Here is a 19,444-nt window from a genome sequence, read left to right as displayed (position 1 = left end):
GATGCTCGCAACCACTATCCACAAATCAAACACCACACCCCACCACCAAGATGGAGCGACAACACGCCTCCCACCCCACACAGGGGCCAGAGAAAAACGGGCCTGTTGCCTCAGGACCCAACAGTGTGTCTGGCAGCATCACGAACAACAACCCCAAAAGGTTGCTTCCCGGTCCATGACTGCATTGTTTGTTGTTGCACCAGACCCCCACCCACTACAGGCAAGAGGCCATCCAACGAATCGCTCAGGTCACCGAACCCCCACACGATGTGGGCGGGCCCGAGTCTCGTGGTGCTCCTTAGAAAGGAGGTGATCCAGCCGCACCTTCCGGTACGGCTACCTTGTTACGACTTCGTCCCAATCGCCGATCCCACCTTCGACAGCTCCCTCCCTTACGGGTTAGGCCACTGGCTTCGGGTGTTACCGACTTTCATGACGTGACGGGCGGTGTGTACAAGGCCCGGGAACGTATTCACCGCAGCGTTGCTGATCTGCGATTACTAGCGACTCCGACTTCACGGGGTCGAGTTGCAGACCCCGATCCGAACTGAGACCGGCTTTGAAAGGATTCGCTCCACCTCACGGCATCGCAGCCCTTTGTACCGGCCATTGTAGCATGTGTGAAGCCCTGGACATAAGGGGCATGATGACTTGACGTCATCCCCACCTTCCTCCGAGTTGACCCCGGCAGTCTCTCACGAGTCCCCACCATAACGTGCTGGCAACATGAGACAAGGGTTGCGCTCGTTGCGGGACTTAACCCAACATCTCACGACACGAGCTGACGACAGCCATGCACCACCTGCACACAGGCCACAAGGGAACCGACATCTCTGCCGGCGTCCTGTGCATGTCAAACCCAGGTAAGGTTCTTCGCGTTGCATCGAATTAATCCACATGCTCCGCCGCTTGTGCGGGCCCCCGTCAATTCCTTTGAGTTTTAGCCTTGCGGCCGTACTCCCCAGGCGGGGTACTTAATGCGTTAGCTACGGCACGGATCCCAAGGAAGGAAACCCACACCTAGTACCCACCGTTTACGGCGTGGACTACCAGGGTATCTAATCCTGTTCGCTCCCCACGCTTTCGCTCCTCAGCGTCAGTTACTGCCCAGAGACCCGCCTTCGCCACCGGTGTTCCTCCTGATATCTGCGCATTCCACCGCTACACCAGGAATTCCAGTCTCCCCTGCAGTACTCTAGTCTGCCCGTATCGCCCGCACGCCCACAATTGAGTTGTGAGTTTTCACGGACAACGCGACAAACCACCTACGAGCTCTTTACGCCCAGTAATTCCGGACAACGCTCGCACCCTACGTATTACCGCGGCTGCTGGCACGTAGTTGGCCGGTGCTTCTTCTGTCACTACCGTCACTTGCGCTTCGTCGTGACTGAAAGAGGTTTACAACCCGAAGGCCGTCATCCCCCACGCGGCGTCGCTGCATCAGGCTTGCGCCCATTGTGCAATATTCCCCACTGCTGCCTCCCGTAGGAGTCTGGGCCGTATCTCAGTCCCAGTGTGGCCGGTCACCCTCTCAGGCCGGCTACCCGTCGTCGCCTTGGTAGGCCATTACCCCACCAACAAGCTGATAGGCCGCGGGCCCATCCCACACCGCAAAAGCTTTCCACCACAACCCATGAAGGCCATGATCATATTCGGTATTAGACCCAGTTTCCCAGGCTTATCCCAAAGTGCAGGGCAGATCACCCACGTGTTACTCACCCGTTCGCCACTCGAGTACCCCGAAGGGCCTTTCCGTTCGACTTGCATGTGTTAAGCACGCCGCCAGCGTTCGTCCTGAGCCAGGATCAAACTCTCCAAACAAAAACCCCCAGACCAAACTGGGCAGAATTCAATCAGAAAAATCCGATCACAAACAAAAGACACCAAAAACTGGCATCCAAAAAAACCACGCCCTAAACGGGAAAAAGAACGCGGCAAAAAAACAACAAACAAAAACCACCAAACACACTATTGAGTTCTCAAACAACAGACTTTGCTTTTTGTTTCCCCTGTTTGGGGCAACCCTGCCAGCTTAGACCGATCTGGACTGGGAAGTCAAGTCGCGGTGTGCGGTCCTCGTTGTGACGGTCGCCTCACGCGGTGCTTGCTTCTAAGAACTTACCCTCTCGATCTCCGCTCCCAAAATCAGGAGGTTCTCGACGAACAGCGGATAGCCCCGATCGATGTGAAAAACGTCGTGGACCTCGGTGTCTCCGTCGGCGACGAGGCCGGCCAACACCAGGCCGGCACCGGCCCGGATGTCCGAGGACCACACCGGCGCACTCGACAACTGCGGGATTCCGCGCACCACCGCGTGATGACCATCGGTGCGGGCATCGGCCCCCAACCGGATCATCTCCTCGACGAATCGGAACCTGGCCTCGAAGACGTTCTCGGTGATCATCGACGTGCCGTCGGCGATCGACGCCAGGGCGATGGCCATCGGCTGCAGGTCGGTCGGGAAACCCGGGAACGGCAGGGTGGCGATGTTGACGGCCTTGGGCCGGTCGTACTGGACCACCCGGAACCCGTCGTCGCTCTCGGTCACGGTGGCCCCGACGTCGTGCAGCTTGTGCAGCACCAATTGCAGGTGGGCTGGGTTCACCCCGGTGATCGTGACGTCCCCGCGGGTCATCGCCGCCCCGATCCCCCACGTCGCCGCGACGATTCGGTCGCCGATCACGCGATGCTCGGTGGGGTGCAGCTTGTCGACGCCGGTGATCGTCAGAGTCGACGAGCCGGCTCCGGAGACCTGGGCCCCCATCTGGTTGAGCATGTCGCACAGGTCGACGACGTCGGGTTCGCGCGCGGCGTTGTGGATCGTGGTGACGCCCCCGGCCAGGACTGCGGCCATCAGGATGTTCTCGGTCGCGCCGACTGACGGGAACTCGAGCTGGATCTCCGCGCCGTGCAGCGAGTCCGCCTCGGCGACCACGCAACCGTGCTCGATGTTGCAGTCCGCGCCGAGTTGCCGCAGACCGGATTGATGCATGTCCAGCGGCCGGGAACCGATGGCGTCCCCGCCGGGCAGTGCAACCTTGGCCCGCTTGCAGCGCCCGACCAGCGGGCCCAACACACAGACCGAGGCCCGGAACTGCCGGACCGCGGCGAAGTCGGCGTCGTACTTGGGTTCGTCGGGCGAGGTGATCCGCACGACGTCGCCCTCGAGTTCGACGGTGGCACCCAGACCGCGCAGCACCTCCGCCATCAACGGCACATCGAGAATGTCCGGACAGTTGGTGATCGTGGTTGTGCCCTCGGCCAGCAAGCTCGCGGCCATCAACTTGAGCACGCTGTTCTTTGCTCCCCCGACAGCAACTTCGCCAGACAACCGGCTGCCTCCGGTCACTACGAATCGCTCACTCACGCGGTAAGTGTAAGCAGGCCGCCCTTGGGTGTCAGTCAGCTCGGTCACTGTCACGGGTACGGTTTGGCTATGGCAGTCCACCTGACCCGTATTTACACCCGTACCGGGGACGACGGCACCACCGGACTCAGCGATTTCTCCCGCGTCTCCAAGACCGACGCGCGGCTGGTGGCCTACGCCGACTGTGACGAGACCAACGCCGCCATCGGCGTCGCCCTGGCGCTCGGATCGCCCGACCAGCAAATCGCCTCGGTGTTGCGGCAGATCCAGAACGATCTCTTCGACGCCGGTGCGGACCTGTCGACTCCGGTGGTGGAGAACCCGGAGTACCCGCCGCTGCGCATCGCGCAGAGCTACATCGATCGGCTCGAAAAGTGGTGCGATGAGTTCAACGAGTCGTTGGCGCCGCTGAACTCCTTCATCCTGCCCGGCGGCACGGCGCTGTCGGCGCTGCTGCACGTGGCGCGCACCGTGGCCCGGCGCGCCGAGCGGTCCGCCTGGAGCGCGATCGACGCGGAGCCGGATTCGGTCAGTGTGCTGCCGGCCAAATACCTGAACCGGTTGTCGGACCTGCTGTTCATCCTGTCGCGGCTGGCGAATCCCGACGGCGACGTGCTGTGGGTGCCGGGCGGCCCGGAGGCCAACAGGGACACGGCCACCGAGGACTGAACCGCTACGTCGTGCGCCGCCGTGCGCGCGGGTTCGGCCGGGACTCCAGCCAGGACAGGAAGGCGGTCAACGCCCCGCGGTCCAGGGCGATCTCGTACCCGTTGCGCCGCTCGGGGCGTTCGGCGCCGGTGTCACGCAGTTCGAGGACCACGATCTGATCGGTCATGATGTCGAACTCGTCGCCGCGGGGCGCCCGACGGGAAATGATGTCGATGTCGCGCCGGCTCAACCGGCGATCCGGCCACCAGCGCACACTCGACAAGCGATAGAAGACGGCTTCGCCGCCGCGATAGCGGATCACCCCGTGGCGCCAGCCGTGGCCGGCGACCGCGGGGGTGTCGCGCAGAATTGCGGCGGTCCCGCCCTGACGCAGCTTCCACAGCCGATACGTCAGGGCGAGGACCGACAGCAAGAGCACGGCCACCAGCACGACCATCAGGATCATGGGCGTGCTCATGGCAGCGCGTACCTAGGCGAGTTGGCCGACTGCGCGCAGTCTGGCCCGGCCCCGGGCGGCCGTCGCGGCATCATCGGATTCCGCGTCGGCCTTGGCCGCGTCGACGTCGATCTCGGATTCGAACTCGGCCGCCTCGGCCAGGATGATCACGCCTTCTTCGGTGACCGACAGGAATCCGCCGTCCACCGCGATCCGCAGATCATCCTCGCCCTCCCGCTCGACGCGCACCATGGCGTCGTCGACCAGCTGGGCGACCAGCGGGATATGCCGCGGCAAGATGCCGATCTCGCCGGCGGTGGTCCGGGTGAAGACGAACGTGGCCTTACCCGACCAGATTTTGCGCTCGACGGCGACGATATCGACGTCCAGTTCAGCCACCACACACCACCTTTCGAGCCTTCAACAACCCGATCACAGCTTGGCGCCGAGGCTCTCGGCCTTCTTGGCGAGGTCGTCGAGTCCACCGATCAGGAAGAACGCCTGCTCGGGCAGGTGGTCGAAGTCGCCCTTGGTCAGCTTGTCGAAGGCCTCGATGGTCTCCTTCAGCGGCACCGTCGAACCCGGCTGGCCGGTGAACTGCTCGGCGGCCATCATGTTCTGGCTCAGGAAGCGCTCGATCCGGCGGGCCCGGTTGACCAGCTGCTTGTCTTCTTCGGACAGCTCGTCGATACCGAGAATCGCGATGATGTCCTGAAGGTCCTTGTAGCGCTGCAGGATCCGGATGACTTCCTGGGCCACCCGGTAGTGCTCGTCGCCGACGACGCCCGGGTCCAGGATGGTCGAGCTCGACGCCAGCGGGTCCACCGCCGGGAAGATGCCCTTCGAGAACACCGCACGAGAAAGCTCGGTGGTGGCGTCGAGGTGCGCGAACGTGGTCGCCGGCGCCGGGTCGGTGTAGTCGTCGGCGGGCACGTACACGGCCTGCATCGAGGTGATGGAGCGGCCACGGGTCGAGGTGATGCGCTCCTGCAGCTCGCCCATCTCGTCGGCCAGCGTCGGCTGGTAACCCACGGCCGAAGGCATACGACCCAGCAGGGTCGAAACCTCGGAACCGGCCTGGGTGAACCGGAAGATGTTGTCGATGAACAGCAGCACGTCCTGGCCCTGCTCGTCGCGGAAGAACTCCGCCATGGTCAGCGCGGACAGCGCGACGCGCATACGGGTGCCCGGCGGCTCGTCCATCTGACCGAACACCAGGGCGGTGTCTTTGAGGACGTTGGCGTCGGCGAGCTCGACCCACAGGTCGTTGCCCTCACGGGTGCGCTCACCCACGCCGGCGAACACCGAGGTACCACCGAAGTTGCGGGCGATACGGTTGATCATCTCCTGGATGAGCACCGTCTTGCCCACGCCGGCACCACCGAACAGGGCGATCTTTCCACCACGCACGTACGGGGTCAGCAGGTCGACGACCTTCAGACCGGTCTCGAGCATCTCGGTGCGGGGCTCCAGGTCGGAGAACTCCGGCGGCTTGCGGTGGATCGACCAGTGGTCGAAGTCCTTGCCGTAGCCCGGCTCGTCGAGGCAGTCGCCCAGCGCGTTGAACACGTGCCCCTTGACGCCGTCGCCGACGGGCACCGAGATGGAGCGACCGGTGTCGCTGACCTCGACGCCGCGCACCAGGCCGTCGGTGGGCTGCATGGAGATGGCGCGCACCAGGTTGTCGCCGAGGTGCTGGGCGACCTCGAGCGTCAGCGTCTTGGCCAGATCCTTGTAGGTGATCTCGGCGTGCAGCGCGTTGAACAGCTCGGGTACCGAGCCGCGGGGGAACTCGACGTCCACGACCGGGCCGGTAATGCGAACCACGCGCCCGGTGGTGTCCTTCTTAGCTTCTGCGGGGGCAGTCATATCTCTTCGCTTTCCTACGGTGTGGGTCTATTGGGCGTCGGCCAACGCGTTGGCGCCGCCGACGATCTCGCTGATTTCCTGGGTGATCTGGGCCTGCCGCTCGCGGTTGGCTTGCAGCGTGAGGTCCTTGATGAGCTCGTCGGCGTTGTCGCTGGCGGACTTCATCGCTCGGCGCCGCGCCGCGGACTCGGAGGCGGCGGCCTCGAGCATCGCCGCGTAGACCCGGGTCGCGACGTAGCGCGGCAGCAGCTCGCCGAAGAGTTCCTCGGCGTTCGGTTCGAAGGAGAACAGCGTGTGCGGTCCCTCTTCTGCCTCGCCCACGTACTCGACCACCATCGGCGCGATCCGACGCGCTTCCGCGGTCTGCGAGAGCATCGACCTGAATTCGGTGAACACGATGTGCAACTCGTCGACGCCGAGGATGCCGTCCGCACCGGCGTCGTCGCCCTCGTCGTCCTGGCCGGACATGAACGCCGCCACCAGGGTGTCGGCGATCTCCTTGGCGTCCTCGTAGGTGGGCCGCTCCGAGGAGCCGGTCCAGGACTGGGTCACCTCGCGGTTGCGGAAGCTGTAGTAGCCCAACGCCTTACGGCCGACCACGTACAGCACCGGCTCCTTGCCCTCGTCCCGCAGGAGCGCCAGCAGTTCCTCGGCGCGCCGCAGCACGTTCGCGTTGTAGGCACCGCACAGCCCGCGGTCCGAGGACACCACCAGCACGGCCGCGCGCCGGGGGTTCTCGCGTTCCACGAGCAGGGGATGATCCAACGCGCTGGCCCCCGCCAGGTCGGTCAGCATGGTGGTGATCTCCGCGGCGTAGGGCCGGGCCGCCTCGACCCGGGCCTGCGCCTTGGCGATCCGCGACGTCGCGATCAGCTCCTGGGCCTTGGTGATCTTCTTGATCGACCCGGCGGAGCGAATGCGGCCGCGCAATTCGCGCAGTGTGGCTGCCATCTGTCTTCCAGATCCCTACTTCTTGGGCGGTGCCGGCTTGCGGACCTTGACCGATTCCTTTTCGACGTCCTCGTCCGACATGGCGTCGACGCGCTCGTCGACGACCACGGAGCTGCCGTCGGTGGCCTGGAAGCCCTTCTTGAAGTCGTTGATGACCTCGACGAGCTTGTCCTCGGTCTCCTCCGAGAGCTTCAGGCTCTCGCGGATCTCGGTGAGGATGCCGTCATGGCTGGCCTTGACGTGCTCGATGAACTCGGCCTCGAAGCGCTGCACGTCCTCGACCGGCACCGAGTCCAGGTGACCCTTGGTGCCGAGGAAGATCGCGACGACCTGGTCCTCGACGGACATCGGCGCGTACTGCGGCTGCTTGAGCAGTTCCACCAGGCGCGCACCGCGCTCGAGCTGCGCCTTGGAGGCGGCGTCGAGGTCGGAGGCGAAGGCGGCGAACGCTTCCAGCTCGCGGTACTGCGACAGATCCAGACGCAGCGAGCCGGCCACCTCCTTCATCGCCTTGATCTGCGCGGCGCCACCGACGCGGGACACCGACACACCGACGTTGATGGCGGGACGCACACCCTGGTTGAACAGGTCGGACTCCAGGAAGCACTGCCCGTCGGTGATCGAGATGACGTTGGTCGGGATGAACGCCGAGATGTCGTTGGCCTTGGTCTCGATGATCGGCAGACCCGTCATCGAGCCGCCGCCGAGCTCATCGGACAGCTTCGCGCAACGCTCCAGCAGGCGCGAGTGCAGGTAGAAGACGTCACCGGGGAAGGCCTCGCGACCCGGCGGGCGACGCAGCAGCAGCGAGATGGCGCGGTAGGCGTCGGCCTGCTTGGACAGGTCGTCGAACACGATCAGCACGTGCTTGCCGTCGTACATCCACTGCTGGCCGATGGTCGAACCGGTGTAGGGCGCGAGCCACTTGAAGCCGGCCGCGTCGGAGGCCGGGGCCGCGACAATGGTGGTGTACTCCATGGCGCCGCCCTCTTCCAGCGCGCGCTTCACGCTGGCGATGGTGGTGCCCTTCTGCCCGACCGCGACGTACACGCAGCGGACCTGCTTCTTGGGATCGCCGGATTCCCAGTTCTCCCGCTGGTTCAGGATGGTGTCGACGCAGACGGCGGTCTTGCCGGTCTTGCGGTCGCCGATGATGAGCTGACGCTGACCGCGACCGATCGGGGTCTGCGAGTCGATGGCCTTGATGCCGGTCTGCAGCGGCTCGCTGACGCCCTGCCGCTGCACCACCGAGGGCGCCTGCAGCTCGAGGGCACGACGGGCGTCGGCCTTGATGTCGCCCTGGCCGTCGATGGGCTCGCCGAGCGGGTTGACCACGCGGCCCAGGAAGGCGTCGCCGACGGGCACCGAGAGCACCTCGCCGGTCCGCTTGACCTGCTGGCCCTGCTCGATCTTCTCGAAGTCACCGAGGATCACGACGCCGACGCTGTGCTCGTCGAGGTTCAGCGCCACGCCGAGCACGCCGCCGGGGAACTCGAGCAGTTCCTGGGTCATGACCGAGGGCAGGCCCTCGACGTGCGCGATACCGTCGCCCGCGTCAATGACGGTGCCGACCTCTTCACGCCCCGTGTCAGCGGAAAACGAGGATACGTAGTCCTCGATGGCACCTTCAATATCAGCAGCGGAGATTGTCAACTCTGCCATGGTCTTTCGTCTTCCTGCCTTTGGTTGTCTACTGCTCGAAGTTCTTGGTTGTCAGTCCGGCAGGCCGGCGCGGGCCGCCGCCAACCGCGATGAAATAGCCCCGTCGATGACCTCGTCGCCGACGGCGACCTGCAGTCCACCCAGCAGAGCCGGGTCGATACTCAGCTGCACGGCCACCGGGTGGCTGTAGATGCGGCCGAGGACCTCGGTGAGGCGGGTGCGCTGCGCATCGCTGAGTTCGGCTGCGGCCGTAACGTGTGCGACGATCTCGCCCCGGCGAGCGACCGCGAGTTCGGCCAAGTCAGCGATCGCTGAATCGGCGCGATCCCCGCGCAGCAGCTCGACAGTCTGGGTCAGCAGGGCCGACGTGGTGGCGTTGGCCGTCCCGACAGCATCGCCGAGGACCTTGCCCAGCAAGGCGACTCGACGGTCGGCCGGCGTCGTCTCGTCCGACAGCAGCGCCGTCAGGCGCGGCTCCTCGTCGAGCACCCGGCCGAACCGGAACAACTGGTCCTCGACCTGTTCGCCCTCACCGGCACGGTCGGCGCCGACCAGCAGGGCCAGCCGCGCGACGTGTTCGATGGCGTCGACCAGGTTGGCCTCCACCGACCACCGCTGCGCGACGGCGGTGTTGACGAGCTCCAGGGTGGGCGCGCCGACCTTGCCGCCGAAAAGCTTGTTGGCCATCTTGGTCCGGGGCTCGGCGTCATCGGCCGGGTCGGCCAGATGCTTGAGGACGATCGACTGGTCGAGCAGCACCTTGGCCACCGAGGCCAGTTCGTCGGCCAGGGTCCGGAGGGCATCGGCGTCGAGGCCCTCGGTCGTCTGCTCGAACTTCTTCACAACCTCGGCCAGCGCCTCACGGCTGGAGGCCCGCAGGTTCAACGAGGCACCGGCGTCGAAGACCGCCGGCGAGGGCGACATGGCGTCGAGCTCGTCGAGGAAGCGGTCGACGGTGGCCGACTGGGCAGCCGGGTCGGCGACGTAGTTGCGAACGATCTCGCCGGCCTTCTCCACCGACTCGGCGCCGAGGTTCTGGCGCAGTTCCCGAATGGTCTGCTGCTGCAACAGATTCACCTGCTGATCGCCGAGCGCGCGGACCCGGTCGGCCTCGGCGGCCGCCTGCTCGCGGAGTTGCTCCGCGATGCGCACCGAGTCGTTGCGGGCTTCCTCGGTGATCCGAGTGGAGTCGGCCTTGGCCTCTTCGAGCGCCTTGGCGTGATCCTGATCAGCGTTGGCGAGCTTCTCCGAGGCCGACTTGCTCTCCTCGAGGGACTCCCGAATGGCTTCCTGCTGGGTCTTCATCATCTTGGCGACGAGTGGAACGACCCACTTGCGCAACGCCCACACGATGATGGCGAAACCGATCAGGTTTCCGATGAAAGTCGACATCAGCGGCTCCCGCCCGAAGCATCGGCCCCGGAGACATCGACCCCGAGGATACGGCTGGCGAGCTTCGTCGAAAGCCCGTCAACCGAAGGCTGCAACTCATTGGAGGTGGCGGCGGCGGTCTGCGACAGCTGATTGCTTGCGCTCTGCAGCTTCTCACTGACCTCGCCGCTGGCCCCCGCACGCGATTCGTCGATGAGCTGGCGGCCCTCGGTCCGCACTTCGTCGCGGATCGCCGAGGCTTCGCCCCGCGCTCCCGCAATCGCCTCGTCGTAATCGGCTCGGGCCGCGGCCATCTGCTCCGCGGCTTTCTTGTTGTCGGCGGCCGTCTTGGCCAGCATGGCCTCCCGTTCGGCGAGCACCTTGCTGATCGGTGGCACCACCCATTTACCGATAACACCGAGCACGATCAGGAAGATGAACAGCACGACGAAGAACGTGCCGTTGGGGAGCAGGAAGTTACTCGTCTCCCCGACGTCTTCCACCGCCAGGACGGTTGCGGTCAAATCACCCATGACGCTGAATTAGCCGACCGGGGTGGCGAACACGAAGAGCGCCATGAACGCCAGGTTGATGAAGTACGCGGCTTCAACCAGACCGACGGTGATGAAGAACGGAGTGAACAGTCGACCCTGAGCTTCCGGCTGACGGGCGATACCCGAAATCAGCGCGTTACCGGCGACACCGTTACCGATACCGGCACCGATCGCGCCGCCCGCCATGATCAGACCACCACCGATGAGCGCGCCGGCAGCGATTGTGGGATCCATTCCTTATCCTCCTAAATAGCTGGTAGCGGTTTGTCTACCAGGGGTTTTGTTGGTTCTTGTCTTGTTACAAGTTGTCAGTGCGCTTCGGCGTGTTCGTCGTCGTGGATCTCCATGGCCTGGCCGAAGTACAGGATGGTCAGCAGCGCGAAGATGAACGCCTGGATCAGCCCGATGAACAGGTCGAACGCCTTCCAGATCGCGTTCGGCGCCCACAATATCCAGGCCGGGAACATCGCGATCAAGCCGACCATGATGCTGCCCGCGAAGATGTTGCCGAAAAGTCGCAGCGACAGCGAGATCGGCTTGGCCAGCTCTTCGACGATGTTGATCGGGGCCAGGAAGGCCACGTGCCCCTTGAGCAGCTGCTTCGGGTGGCCGAACAGACCGCGGCGCCAGATACCGGCGGCGTGGGAAGCGATGAAGACGAACGCCGCGAGCGCGAACACGAAGTTGACGTCGGCCGCCGGGGGCTTGAGGATCTCGTGCTCCATGCCGTCGCTGCCGGTGTACTGCAGCGGCAGCACCGCGATCCAGTTCGCGAGCAGGATGTAGGTGAACAGGCTGACCGCCAGCGGCAGCACGAACGGGGCGATCTTCATACCGATCGCGCTCTCCACCTGCTGGCGGAACTGAATCGTCACGGTCTCGAAGAACAGCTGCACCCCGCCCGGCACGCCGGTCGAGGTGACCTTGGCGCGCAGGAAGAATGCCAGTCCGAGGATGATCACCGCGGCGATCGCGGACGACAGCACGGTGTCGACGTTGACCGTCATGCCGAACCACTGCTGCTCGATGTGGTGTCCGACCTGGAGAGCGAGGACGTTTTCAGTCATGTGCGGGATCAATCCTTCGAAGCAAAGCCGTCGTTGGAAGCAGGTACTGGTGAATCATCGGCGTCGGAGCCGGAGCGCAGCTTCTTGAGCACCGGCAGCGACGTGGTCGCCACCAGCAGGACCTGGAACAAGGCCAGGCCGAACAGCACTCCGAGACCCGTCGGGCGGAAGTAGAAGGCGATGACGAGACCGACGACCGTGACGACCAGCAGTCGCGTCGCGGAATTCATGGCCATCTGACTCTTGAGCGGATGGTCCTTGGCGGTGATCGCCTCGACCGCTCGCCGCACCATCAGCGCGTTGAACAGGCCGAGGCCCAAGCCGATACCGAAGAAGGCCCCGAACATCGGAGAACCGAGGTAGGCAGCAATCGCGGTCGCCACACCGGTGAGCACGACACAGATCGCGAACAGGCGAACGGGCCTGAACGCAACGGACGGAAACACCAACGGCGCGTCCTGCGCTGGCGTTGTCACGGCCTCTCCTCATTCTCGCGGCGGTTACGTGCCCGCTGAGCGTATCGGAGGCGCGCGTGCGCGCTCGACTCACCCAACGGGTAGCTCCCTGTACGTCAATCTAGCGTCGGTCAACAACCGGTGGTTAATGGCGCCGAACGGACTTTTCAGCCCGTGGACCAGACCGGCAACCCGCGAGGTTTTTCGGGTTCTGGCAGGAACCGTACCACATGGTAGAACGCCGAAACGGGGGCCTACTACTTAACGTCGTATCTGCCTTCGAAGTAGTCCTCGAAGCCGTCATCGAGGTCCCCACTTGAGCGTCGCAGCAAGGGAATCAGCGTCACGACGACGGCGACGACGATCGCCGCCAGCATCACCGCGCCGGTGTAGCGCGGATCGAAGAAGATGGTGCTCGCCGCACCGAAGGCCACGATGCCCACCCACAGGTAGATCAGCAGCACCACGCGGCGATGGGAATGGCCGATCTGCAGCAGTCGGTGATGCAGGTGCATCTTGTCCGGGCTGAACGGGCTGCGGCCGGCCCGGGTGCGACGGACGATCGCCAGCAGCATGTCCAGCGCCGGCACGAACACCACGGCGATCACCAGCAGGAACGGCGAGAGCAGGGCGAAGACATCCCGCGCCCCGTAGGCGTTCTGCGAGATCGGTCCCGCCGCCGTCGTCGACGCCGCGGCCAGCATCAGACCGATCAACATCGAGCCCGAATCGCCCATGAAGATCTTGGCGCGGTGGAAGTTGTGCGGCAGGAAGCCCAGGCACGCCCCCGCGAGGACGACGGAGATCACCGCCGGCGGGTAGAACAGCACGTCGCCGCCGTGGTCGGCGAGCAGGCCGACCGAGAACACGCAGATCGCCATGGCGGTGATGAACCCGAGGCCGGCGGCCAGCCCGTCGAGTCCGTCGACGAAGTTCATCGCGTTGACCACCGAGACGGTCAACGCGAGCGTCAGCAGGATCGAGGCGGTCTGGTCCAGCACGATGGTGCCCACCCCGCCGATCGGGATGTAGAGCACGCTCCAGGCCACCCCCATGGTGACCAGCACGCTCGCGGCGGTGATCTGACCGGCGAATTTCGTCAGGGCGTCCAGCCCCCACCGGTCGTCGATCAGGCCGATGCCCATGATCAGCCCGCCGGCCACGACGACGGCCGGCATCCCGTTGGAGTAGACGAAGCCGCGAGTCAGCGCCGGCAGTTGCGAGGCCAAGAAGACCGCGGCGACGATGCCGGTGTACATCGCCAGCCCGCCCATCCGCGGGGTGGGCTGGACGTGGACGTCCCGGTCGCGCGGAATGGCGACCGCGCCGATCTTGGTGGCCAGCACGCGCACCGGACTGGTCGCGAAGTAGGTGATGATCGCCGCGGTCAGCCCCACCAGCGCGAGTTCGCGCAGCGGGACGCCGGCGCCGCGTTCGGAAAGGGCGAGCAAACCGTCGGCCAGGACCGTGCCTGGACTAGCTGCACTCGCCACCGCATGAACCGTACTGCACAAAGCTAAGACCCCAGTCGAGAATCAGTCCTGCAGCGACTCGGCGGACACGCCGAGCACCGTCGCGATGTCCGCGGCCGAAATGGGGCCCTCCCGCAGGATTCTGGGTGACGGGCCGGTGAGGTCGACGATGGTGGAGGCGGCGCGCTGTTCGGCCGGGCCGCCGTCGAGGTAGACCTGCACCTGGTCACCGAGTTGTTCGCGGGCCTCGTTGACCGTCACCGCCGGCGGGTGCCCCGAGATGTTGGCGCTCGAGACCGCCATCGGGCCGACCGCACGCAACACCTCGATGGCCACGGGGTGCAGCGGCATCCGCAGCATGACGGTGCCGTCGGCGTCGCCGAGATCCCATTGCAGCGACGGCGCCTGCCGCACAACCAGACTCAGCGCGCCGGGCCAGAACGCGCGGATCAATTCGCGCGCGGCTTGGGGCACCGTGTAGACCAGGCCCTCGATGGTGTGCCAGGAACCGACCAGGACCGGCACCGGCATGTCCCGGCCGCGGCCCTTGGCGGCCAGCAGCGCCGCGACCGCGTCGCTGTCGAAGGCGTCCGCGCCGATCCCGTAGACGGTGTCGGTGGGCAGCACCACGAGCCGGCCGTCCTTGGCGGCGCGCACCGCCGCGTCGATACCGGTCTGCCGCTGCGCCGGATCGCCGCATTCGAACAACTTGCTCATGGCTGCTCCTCCCCCGCGACAGCGGGTCCACGTCGTAGCGCGGTCACGAACCGCGGTCGGCCCGCGAGGTCGGCCCGGGGCCGGACCTCGTCGAACAAGCCGGTGTCGCGGATCAGGTCGACAGTAGCCGCCGAGGTGGTGTCGTCGTGCTCGACGGCGAACCGGCCGCCGGGCTTGAGCCAGCGTCCGGCCAGCGCGGCGAGCGGGCCGATGACCGCCATGCCGTCGGCGCCGCCGAACAGCGCGTGGTGCGGATCGTGCTCGGCCACTTCGGGTTCCAGCCGCGCGCCCTCGGGGATGTAGGGCGGGTTGCTCACCAGCAGGTCCACCCGGCCGTTCAGGTCGGTGCGCAGGTCGGCCGCGGTGACGTCGGCCTCGACGAGTTCCACGCCGGTGCCGGCGGCGTTGCGCCGGGCGTAGTCGAGTGCGGCAGGTGAGTCGTCGATGGCGATGACGGTCGCGTCGGGCCGGTGCCGGGCCAGGGCCACGGCCAGCGCCCCGCTGCCGGTGCAGGCATCGACAACGATCGGGTTCGGTTGGGCGGCAATCTCATCCAGCACGGCCATGGCCCATTCGAGCAGCGACTCGGTCTCCGGCCGCGGCACGAACACCCCCGGCCCCACCGCCAGCGTCAGCGGTCCGAAGGGCGCCGTCCCGACGAGGTGCTGCAGCGGGATGCGCTGCGCTCGGGCGGCGACGAGCCGCCGGTACGCGGCGGCGAAGTCCGCGGCCGGTTCGGCGAACCGCAGTCGGCCGCGGTCGACACCGAGGACGTGGGCCGCCAGGAGTTCGGCGTCGACCCGCGCCGCGGCGATGCCCGCCCGGGCCAGGGTCTCGGTGGCGGCCGTCACCTCGGCGGCCACCCCGGCGACCCCGGCGGCACGCGCGTCCACCGGAGTCATCAGCTCTGCTGGAGCCGGGTCTGCTTGTCGGCCTCGGCCAGGGCGTCGAACAACGGGTCGAGCTCGCCGTCGAGAACCTGATCGAGGTTGTGGGCCTTGAACCCGATGCGGTGATCGGTGAGCCGGTTCTCCGGGAAGTTGTAGGTGCGGATGCGCTCGCTGCGGTCCACCGTGCGGATCTGGCTGGCGCGGTCCGCCGAGGCGCTGGCCTGCGCCTCCTCCTCGGCGATGGCCTGCAGCCGCGCGGCGAGCACCTGCAGCGCGCGGGCCTTGTTCTGCAGCTGGGAGCGCTCGTTCTGGCAGGTGACCACGATGCCGGTCGGCAGGTGTGTGAGGCGCACCGCGGAGTCGGTGGTGTTGACGCCCTGGCCGCCCTTGCCGGAGCTGCGGTAGACGTCGACGCGCAGGTCCGACTCGTCGATCTGGATCTGCTCGACTTCCTCGGGCTCGGGGTAGACGAGGATCCCGGCGGCCGAGGTGTGCACGCGGCCCTGCGATTCGGTCACCGGGACCCGCTGGACCCGGTGCACGCCGCCTTCGAACTTCAGCCGCGACCACACGCCGTCGGCCGAATCACCCTTGCTGGCGATCGAGAGCGTGGCGTCCTTGTAGCCGCCGAGGTCGGAGGTGGTCTCGTCGAGCACGGTGACGTTCCAGCCGTGCCGCTCGGCGTAGCGGATGTACATCCGCGCCAGGTCCGCGGCGAACAGGGCGGACTCCTCGCCGCCCTCGCCGGATTTCACCTCGAGCACGATGTCGTCGGCGTCGTGCGGGTCGCGGGGGGCCAGCATGTCCATCAGCTGGGCGTCCAGCTCGGCGATGCGGGACTCGAGCTCGGGGACCTCGGCGGCGAAGGACGCGTCCTCGTCGGCGAGTTCGCGCGCGGCCTCGAGGTCACCGCGGGCGGCCTCGAGCTTGCGGTAGGTCGCCACCGTCGGGGACACCTGCGAGAAGCGCCGGGCCACGCGGCGCGCGTTGGCCGCATCGGCGTGCAACTCGGGGTCGCTGAGCTGCCGTTCGAGGTCGGCGTGCTCGGCCAGCAGCGCATCGATCGCACTGTTGGTCACGAGGGTCTCCTAACGCCGCCTGATTCGTCGTCCACAAACAAGAACCGGCGCCCGAGACCCGCATGTACATGCGGGCGTTCGGGCGCCGGACTCACAGCTACTTGTCGTCGGCTGCCTTGCGCTTGCCGTAGCGCTTCTCGAACCGGGCGACGCGACCGCCGCTGTCCAGGATCTTCTGCTTGCCGGTGTAGAACGGGTGGCACTGCGAGCAGACCTCGACCACGATGTGGCCGCTGTCCTTGGTGCTGCGGGTGGTGAAGGAGTTGCCGCAGCCGCAGACCACGGTGGTCTCTTTGTAGTCTGGGTGAATACCCGTCTTCATGGTGTCCTCTTCGATCGTCGGCCGCCGGGTCGCCCGTCTGACCTGCTGCATTGGGGCGTGAACCGGAACCTGAGGTGGTCGACGGTCCATTATGCCAGTTGGGCCGCCGTAGTCCTAAACGCCGAGGGCACCCGCATCATTCCTGGCCCGCCGCGGCGGGGTCGAGTTCGGCGTAGGTGCTGCCCCGGGGATCCCGGACCCACAGGCGCCCGCCGGCCGGTGCGGGCCCCATCCCGATCAGTTCGCGCTTGAGCACCTTGTTGGTGGCCGTCGACGGCAACACGTCGGTGATCCACACCCGCCGCGGCCACGCCTTGGGTGACAGGTCCGCCTGGGCGGCCAGGAACTCGCCGAACTCCTCGGCGACCAGCTTGGCCGCCGGGTAGGGCACGACGGCCGCCATCACCTGATCGCCGACCTGCTCGTCGGGCACCGGGTACACCGCGACCTGGTTGACGGCGTTGTGGCGCAACAGGATCCGCTCGATGGGGGCCGAGGTCATGTTCTCGCCGTCGACGCGCATCCAGTCCGCGGTGCGGCCGGCGAGGTAGATCCAGCCGTCGGCGTCCCGGTAGGCGAGGTCCCCCGACCAGTACATCCCGTGCCGCAGCCGGTCGTCGGTGGCATCGGTGTCGTTGTAGTAGCCCCGGAACAGCCCGGCGCCGGTGGTGTTGACCAGTTCGCCGATGGCCTTCTCGCCGTTGAGCAGCGCGCCGTGGGCGTCGAACTCCGCGACCGCACACTCGGTCACGGTGTCGGGGTCGTAGATGGCCACCCCCGGGAATCCGCGACCGACCGAGCCCGGCGGGCAGTCGTCCTCGCGGGTGACGATCACCGCCCCCTCGGTGGAGCCGAACCCGTCCCACACCGTGCAGCCGAACCGCCGGCCGAACTCGGCGATATCGCGGTCGCCGGCCTCGTTGCCGAACGCGACCCGCAGCGGGTTGTCGGCGTCGTCCGGCCGCTCGGGCGTGCCGAGCACGTAGGCCAGCGGTTTGCCCACGTAGTTGAGGTAGGTGGCGCCGTAGCGCCGGACATCGTCGAGCAGGCCGGAGGCCGAGAACGTCGCCGGGGCCATGGCCGCGCCGGCGCCGACGGCCACGCTCCACCCCGCCAGCAGGGCGTTGGAGTGGAACAGCGGCATGGACAGGTAGCAGACGTCCTGCGTCGTGATGGTGAACCGCTGCACCAGGGCCATGCCCGCGAAGAGCACGGTCATGTGGGCCACCTGCACGGCCTTCGGGTCGCCGCTGGTGCCGGAGGTGAAGATCATCATGAAGGTGTCCAGCGGCTCGACCTCGCGGTGCGGGATCAGCGGGGGCGCCGCGTCGAGCAGGTCGCGCCACCGCGGGGAGTCGATGTCCAGCACCGTCACCCCGGGCAGGTCCAGGCCCTCGAGCAGCGGGCGGTGCGCGGCGTCGACCAGCAAGATCTGGCAGTCGGCGTGCAGGATGTCGCGCCGCAGCGCCGGGCCGCGCCGGGTGTTGTTGATGCCGCACAGCACGTAGCCGCCCAGGCCGGCCGCGGCCATCGCGGTAAGCATTTCCGGGGTGTTGCCCAGCAGCGCGCCGACGTGCACGGGCCGGGCGGTGTCCACCGTGGCCAGCAGCGCCGCGGCCTGCGTCTCGGCCGCGTCGAGGTGTTCCCGCCAGCTCCAGCGCCGGTCGCCGTGGCGCACCGCGGTGCCGGTCTCGGCGCGGCGCGACCGCAGCAATTGCTGAATGGTCTGGAACGTCGGAGAAGACTCCGTCACTGGTCGCACCGCCCAATCCGTGAATGTCAGTGAACAGAACTCTAGATCTGTCTACTACATCGGCGGCGCGCCACCCCGGTGTTGGCGCCGCTGGTGCGAAGATATGCCAGACAGTTCACGGCAGATGAGGAATGGACAACGTGACCGACGGCTCCGACACCAAGGCGCAGACCGCCGCCCGGCCGGTCCGGGACCGCCTGATGGACGCCGCCGAGGAGTGTCTGCGCACCAAGGGGATTCGCGCCACGACGGTCTCCGAGGTCGCCGAGCTGGCCGGGGTCTCCCGCGGCTGGCTCTACCGGCACTTCCCCGACAAGGCCGCGCTGCTCGGTGCCGCGATCGTGCGGCTCAACGACGCGTACTGGGGTGAGGCCCACGCCGTCCTGGCCGAGATCGACAACCTGCCGGCCCAGATCGCCGAGGGCATCCGGCTCGGTCGCAGTGCCTATGACTCGCCGGGCGCGCTGGTGATGAAGCTGCGGCTCGACGAGCCCGAGGAGTTCGCCGCCTGCGCCGGGGCCGGCGTGCAGGGGCTGATCCCGGACCTGACCGCGTTCTGGGAGCGCTACCTGGCCGCCGCCCGCGACCGCGGCGAGATCGCCGTCGAGGATCTCCCGCAGGCCACCGAATGGGTGGCCCGCACCCTGCTGAGCCTGGCCACCGTCCCCGGCGAGCACGTGGACGTCGACGACCGCGCGGCGCTGCTGAAGTTCCTCGATCGCTACGTGATGCCGGCGCTGCGGGCCTGAGTCCCATCTGGCAAAGCAGAATCCCCCGCACGCAGGCGGGGGATTCTGTTGCTCGTCGCGG

The 19,444-nt window shown here is 66.7% G+C and carries 19 protein-coding genes and 1 rRNA gene; 2 read left to right on the top strand and 18 right to left on the bottom strand.

The genetic code is table 11. From position 1 onward, the window contains the following. Positions 1-302: 302 nt before the first annotated feature. Positions 303-1,821: ribosomal RNA gene (locus EL338_RS06460) — 16S ribosomal RNA — on the bottom strand. 289 nt (positions 1,822-2,110) lie between these two features. After that, on the bottom strand, positions 2,111-3,367 hold the full coding sequence (murA, locus tag EL338_RS06455; RefSeq protein ID WP_126332974.1) for a UDP-N-acetylglucosamine 1-carboxyvinyltransferase: 1,257 nt from the start codon (positions 3,365-3,367) through the stop codon (positions 2,111-2,113). Between the two features lie 69 nt (positions 3,368-3,436). Here murA and EL338_RS06450 point away from each other — a divergent pair, with 69 nt between their 5' ends. Then, a complete protein-coding gene (locus EL338_RS06450) occupies positions 3,437-4,036 on the top strand; it encodes a cob(I)yrinic acid a,c-diamide adenosyltransferase (RefSeq protein WP_126332973.1) in 600 nt (199 codons plus the stop codon). Between the two features lie 4 nt (positions 4,037-4,040). Here the strand turns inward: EL338_RS06450 and EL338_RS06445 are convergent, their stop codons facing one another. From EL338_RS06445 to fadD1, 16 genes are all read right to left on the bottom strand, one after another. Next, positions 4,041-4,493: a DUF2550 domain-containing protein gene (locus EL338_RS06445; protein ID WP_126332972.1), complete on the bottom strand. Its 453-nt coding sequence runs from the start codon at positions 4,491-4,493 to the stop codon at positions 4,041-4,043. A gap of 12 nt (positions 4,494-4,505) precedes the next feature. Next, complete coding sequence (locus tag EL338_RS06440; protein WP_126332971.1) at positions 4,506-4,871, bottom strand: F0F1 ATP synthase subunit epsilon; 366 nt, start codon at positions 4,869-4,871, stop codon at positions 4,506-4,508. A gap of 33 nt (positions 4,872-4,904) precedes the next feature. Next, positions 4,905-6,341 (bottom strand): F0F1 ATP synthase subunit beta, encoded by a 1,437-nt coding sequence (atpD, locus tag EL338_RS06435; protein ID WP_126332970.1) that lies wholly within the window; start codon positions 6,339-6,341, stop codon positions 4,905-4,907. A gap of 27 nt (positions 6,342-6,368) precedes the next feature. Further along, positions 6,369-7,292, bottom strand: coding sequence for a F0F1 ATP synthase subunit gamma (locus EL338_RS06430; RefSeq protein WP_126332969.1), 924 nt, complete (start codon positions 7,290-7,292; stop codon positions 6,369-6,371). A gap of 15 nt (positions 7,293-7,307) precedes the next feature. Then, the gene (gene atpA, locus EL338_RS06425) at positions 7,308-8,954 is read right to left on the bottom strand and encodes a F0F1 ATP synthase subunit alpha (protein ID WP_126332968.1); all 1,647 of its coding nucleotides are present in this window, start codon (positions 8,952-8,954) and stop codon (positions 7,308-7,310) included. Between the two features lie 51 nt (positions 8,955-9,005). After that, positions 9,006-10,346, bottom strand: coding sequence for a F0F1 ATP synthase subunit B/delta (locus EL338_RS06420; protein ID WP_126332967.1), 1,341 nt, complete (start codon positions 10,344-10,346; stop codon positions 9,006-9,008). Further along, positions 10,346-10,858 (bottom strand): F0F1 ATP synthase subunit B, encoded by a 513-nt coding sequence (locus EL338_RS06415; protein ID WP_126332966.1) that lies wholly within the window; start codon positions 10,856-10,858, stop codon positions 10,346-10,348. Before EL338_RS06415 ends, EL338_RS06420 begins: the two co-directional genes overlap by 1 nt. Before the next feature lie 9 nt (positions 10,859-10,867). After that, entirely contained in the window at positions 10,868-11,113 is a 246-nt protein-coding gene (locus tag EL338_RS06410; RefSeq protein ID WP_126332965.1) for a F0F1 ATP synthase subunit C, read from the bottom strand. 74 nt (positions 11,114-11,187) lie between these two features. Next, positions 11,188-11,946 (bottom strand): F0F1 ATP synthase subunit A, encoded by a 759-nt coding sequence (gene atpB / locus EL338_RS06405; RefSeq protein ID WP_126332964.1) that lies wholly within the window; start codon positions 11,944-11,946, stop codon positions 11,188-11,190. Between the two features lie 8 nt (positions 11,947-11,954). Then, positions 11,955-12,422 carry an ATP synthase subunit I gene (locus tag EL338_RS06400; protein ID WP_126332963.1) on the bottom strand — a complete coding sequence of 156 codons (468 nt, stop codon included), beginning with the start codon at positions 12,420-12,422 and terminating at the stop codon, positions 11,955-11,957. A 236-nt stretch (positions 12,423-12,658) separates the two neighbouring features. Then, a complete protein-coding gene (locus tag EL338_RS06395) occupies positions 12,659-13,894 on the bottom strand; it encodes a glycosyltransferase family 4 protein (RefSeq protein WP_126332962.1) in 1,236 nt (411 codons plus the stop codon). 42 nt (positions 13,895-13,936) lie between these two features. Further along, on the bottom strand, positions 13,937-14,590 hold the full coding sequence (locus tag EL338_RS06390) for an L-threonylcarbamoyladenylate synthase (protein WP_126332961.1): 654 nt from the start codon (positions 14,588-14,590) through the stop codon (positions 13,937-13,939). Continuing rightward, positions 14,587-15,492, bottom strand: a complete 906-nt coding sequence (prmC, locus tag EL338_RS06385; RefSeq protein ID WP_126332960.1) for a peptide chain release factor N(5)-glutamine methyltransferase — start codon at positions 15,490-15,492, stop codon at positions 14,587-14,589. The genes EL338_RS06390 and prmC overlap by 4 nt, the downstream gene beginning before the upstream one ends. Beyond that, positions 15,492-16,559, bottom strand: a complete 1,068-nt coding sequence (gene prfA / locus EL338_RS06380; RefSeq protein ID WP_126332959.1) for a peptide chain release factor 1 — start codon at positions 16,557-16,559, stop codon at positions 15,492-15,494. Before prfA ends, prmC begins: the two co-directional genes overlap by 1 nt. Before the next feature lie 97 nt (positions 16,560-16,656). After that, positions 16,657-16,881: a 50S ribosomal protein L31 gene (gene rpmE / locus EL338_RS06375; protein ID WP_126332958.1), complete on the bottom strand. Its 225-nt coding sequence runs from the start codon at positions 16,879-16,881 to the stop codon at positions 16,657-16,659. Positions 16,882-17,017: 136 nt separating this feature from the next. Continuing rightward, positions 17,018-18,634, bottom strand: a complete 1,617-nt coding sequence (gene fadD1 / locus EL338_RS06370; protein WP_126332957.1) for a fatty-acid--CoA ligase FadD1 — start codon at positions 18,632-18,634, stop codon at positions 17,018-17,020. A gap of 131 nt (positions 18,635-18,765) precedes the next feature. On the opposite strand from fadD1, the gene EL338_RS06365 reads away from it, so the two are divergent. Beyond that, positions 18,766-19,383 carry a TetR/AcrR family transcriptional regulator gene (locus EL338_RS06365; RefSeq protein ID WP_126332956.1) on the top strand — a complete coding sequence of 206 codons (618 nt, stop codon included), beginning with the start codon at positions 18,766-18,768 and terminating at the stop codon, positions 19,381-19,383. Positions 19,384-19,444 lie beyond the last annotated feature (61 nt).

It is taken from the genome of Mycolicibacterium chitae, from assembly GCF_900637205.1.
In the GTDB taxonomy this organism is placed as follows: Bacteria; Actinomycetota; Actinomycetes; order Mycobacteriales; family Mycobacteriaceae; genus Mycobacterium; species Mycobacterium chitae.
The sequence above is the reverse complement of the archived record's forward strand: the minus strand, read 5'-3'. Positions and strand labels throughout refer to the sequence as shown.

What these genes read in the sequence shown, in the direction of transcription:
- atpA (WP_126332968.1), bottom strand. Translation starts at nt 8,954, where the DNA reads ATGGCAGAGTTGACAATCTCCGCTGCTGATATTGAAGGTGCCATCGAG.
- EL338_RS06410 (WP_126332965.1), bottom strand. Translation starts at nt 11,113, where the DNA reads ATGGATCCCACAATCGCTGCCGGCGCGCTCATCGGTGGTGGTCTGATC.
- rpmE (WP_126332958.1), bottom strand. Translation starts at nt 16,881, where the DNA reads ATGAAGACGGGTATTCACCCAGACTACAAAGAGACCACCGTGGTCTGC.
- EL338_RS06430 (WP_126332969.1), bottom strand. Translation starts at nt 7,292, where the DNA reads ATGGCAGCCACACTGCGCGAATTGCGCGGCCGCATTCGCTCCGCCGGG.
- atpB (WP_126332964.1), bottom strand. Translation starts at nt 11,946, where the DNA reads ATGACTGAAAACGTCCTCGCTCTCCAGGTCGGACACCACATCGAGCAG.
- prmC (WP_126332960.1), bottom strand. Translation starts at nt 15,492, where the DNA reads ATGACTCCGGTGGACGCGCGTGCCGCCGGGGTCGCCGGGGTGGCCGCC.
- EL338_RS06415 (WP_126332966.1), bottom strand. Translation starts at nt 10,858, where the DNA reads ATGGGTGATTTGACCGCAACCGTCCTGGCGGTGGAAGACGTCGGGGAG.
- atpD (WP_126332970.1), bottom strand. Translation starts at nt 6,341, where the DNA reads ATGACTGCCCCCGCAGAAGCTAAGAAGGACACCACCGGGCGCGTGGTT.
- EL338_RS06390 (WP_126332961.1), bottom strand. Translation starts at nt 14,590, where the DNA reads ATGAGCAAGTTGTTCGAATGCGGCGATCCGGCGCAGCGGCAGACCGGT.
- EL338_RS06445 (WP_126332972.1), bottom strand. Translation starts at nt 4,493, where the DNA reads ATGAGCACGCCCATGATCCTGATGGTCGTGCTGGTGGCCGTGCTCTTG.
- EL338_RS06420 (WP_126332967.1), bottom strand. Translation starts at nt 10,346, where the DNA reads ATGTCGACTTTCATCGGAAACCTGATCGGTTTCGCCATCATCGTGTGG.
- EL338_RS06365 (WP_126332956.1), top strand. Translation starts at nt 18,766, where the DNA reads ATGGACAACGTGACCGACGGCTCCGACACCAAGGCGCAGACCGCCGCC.
- EL338_RS06450 (WP_126332973.1), top strand. Translation starts at nt 3,437, where the DNA reads ATGGCAGTCCACCTGACCCGTATTTACACCCGTACCGGGGACGACGGC.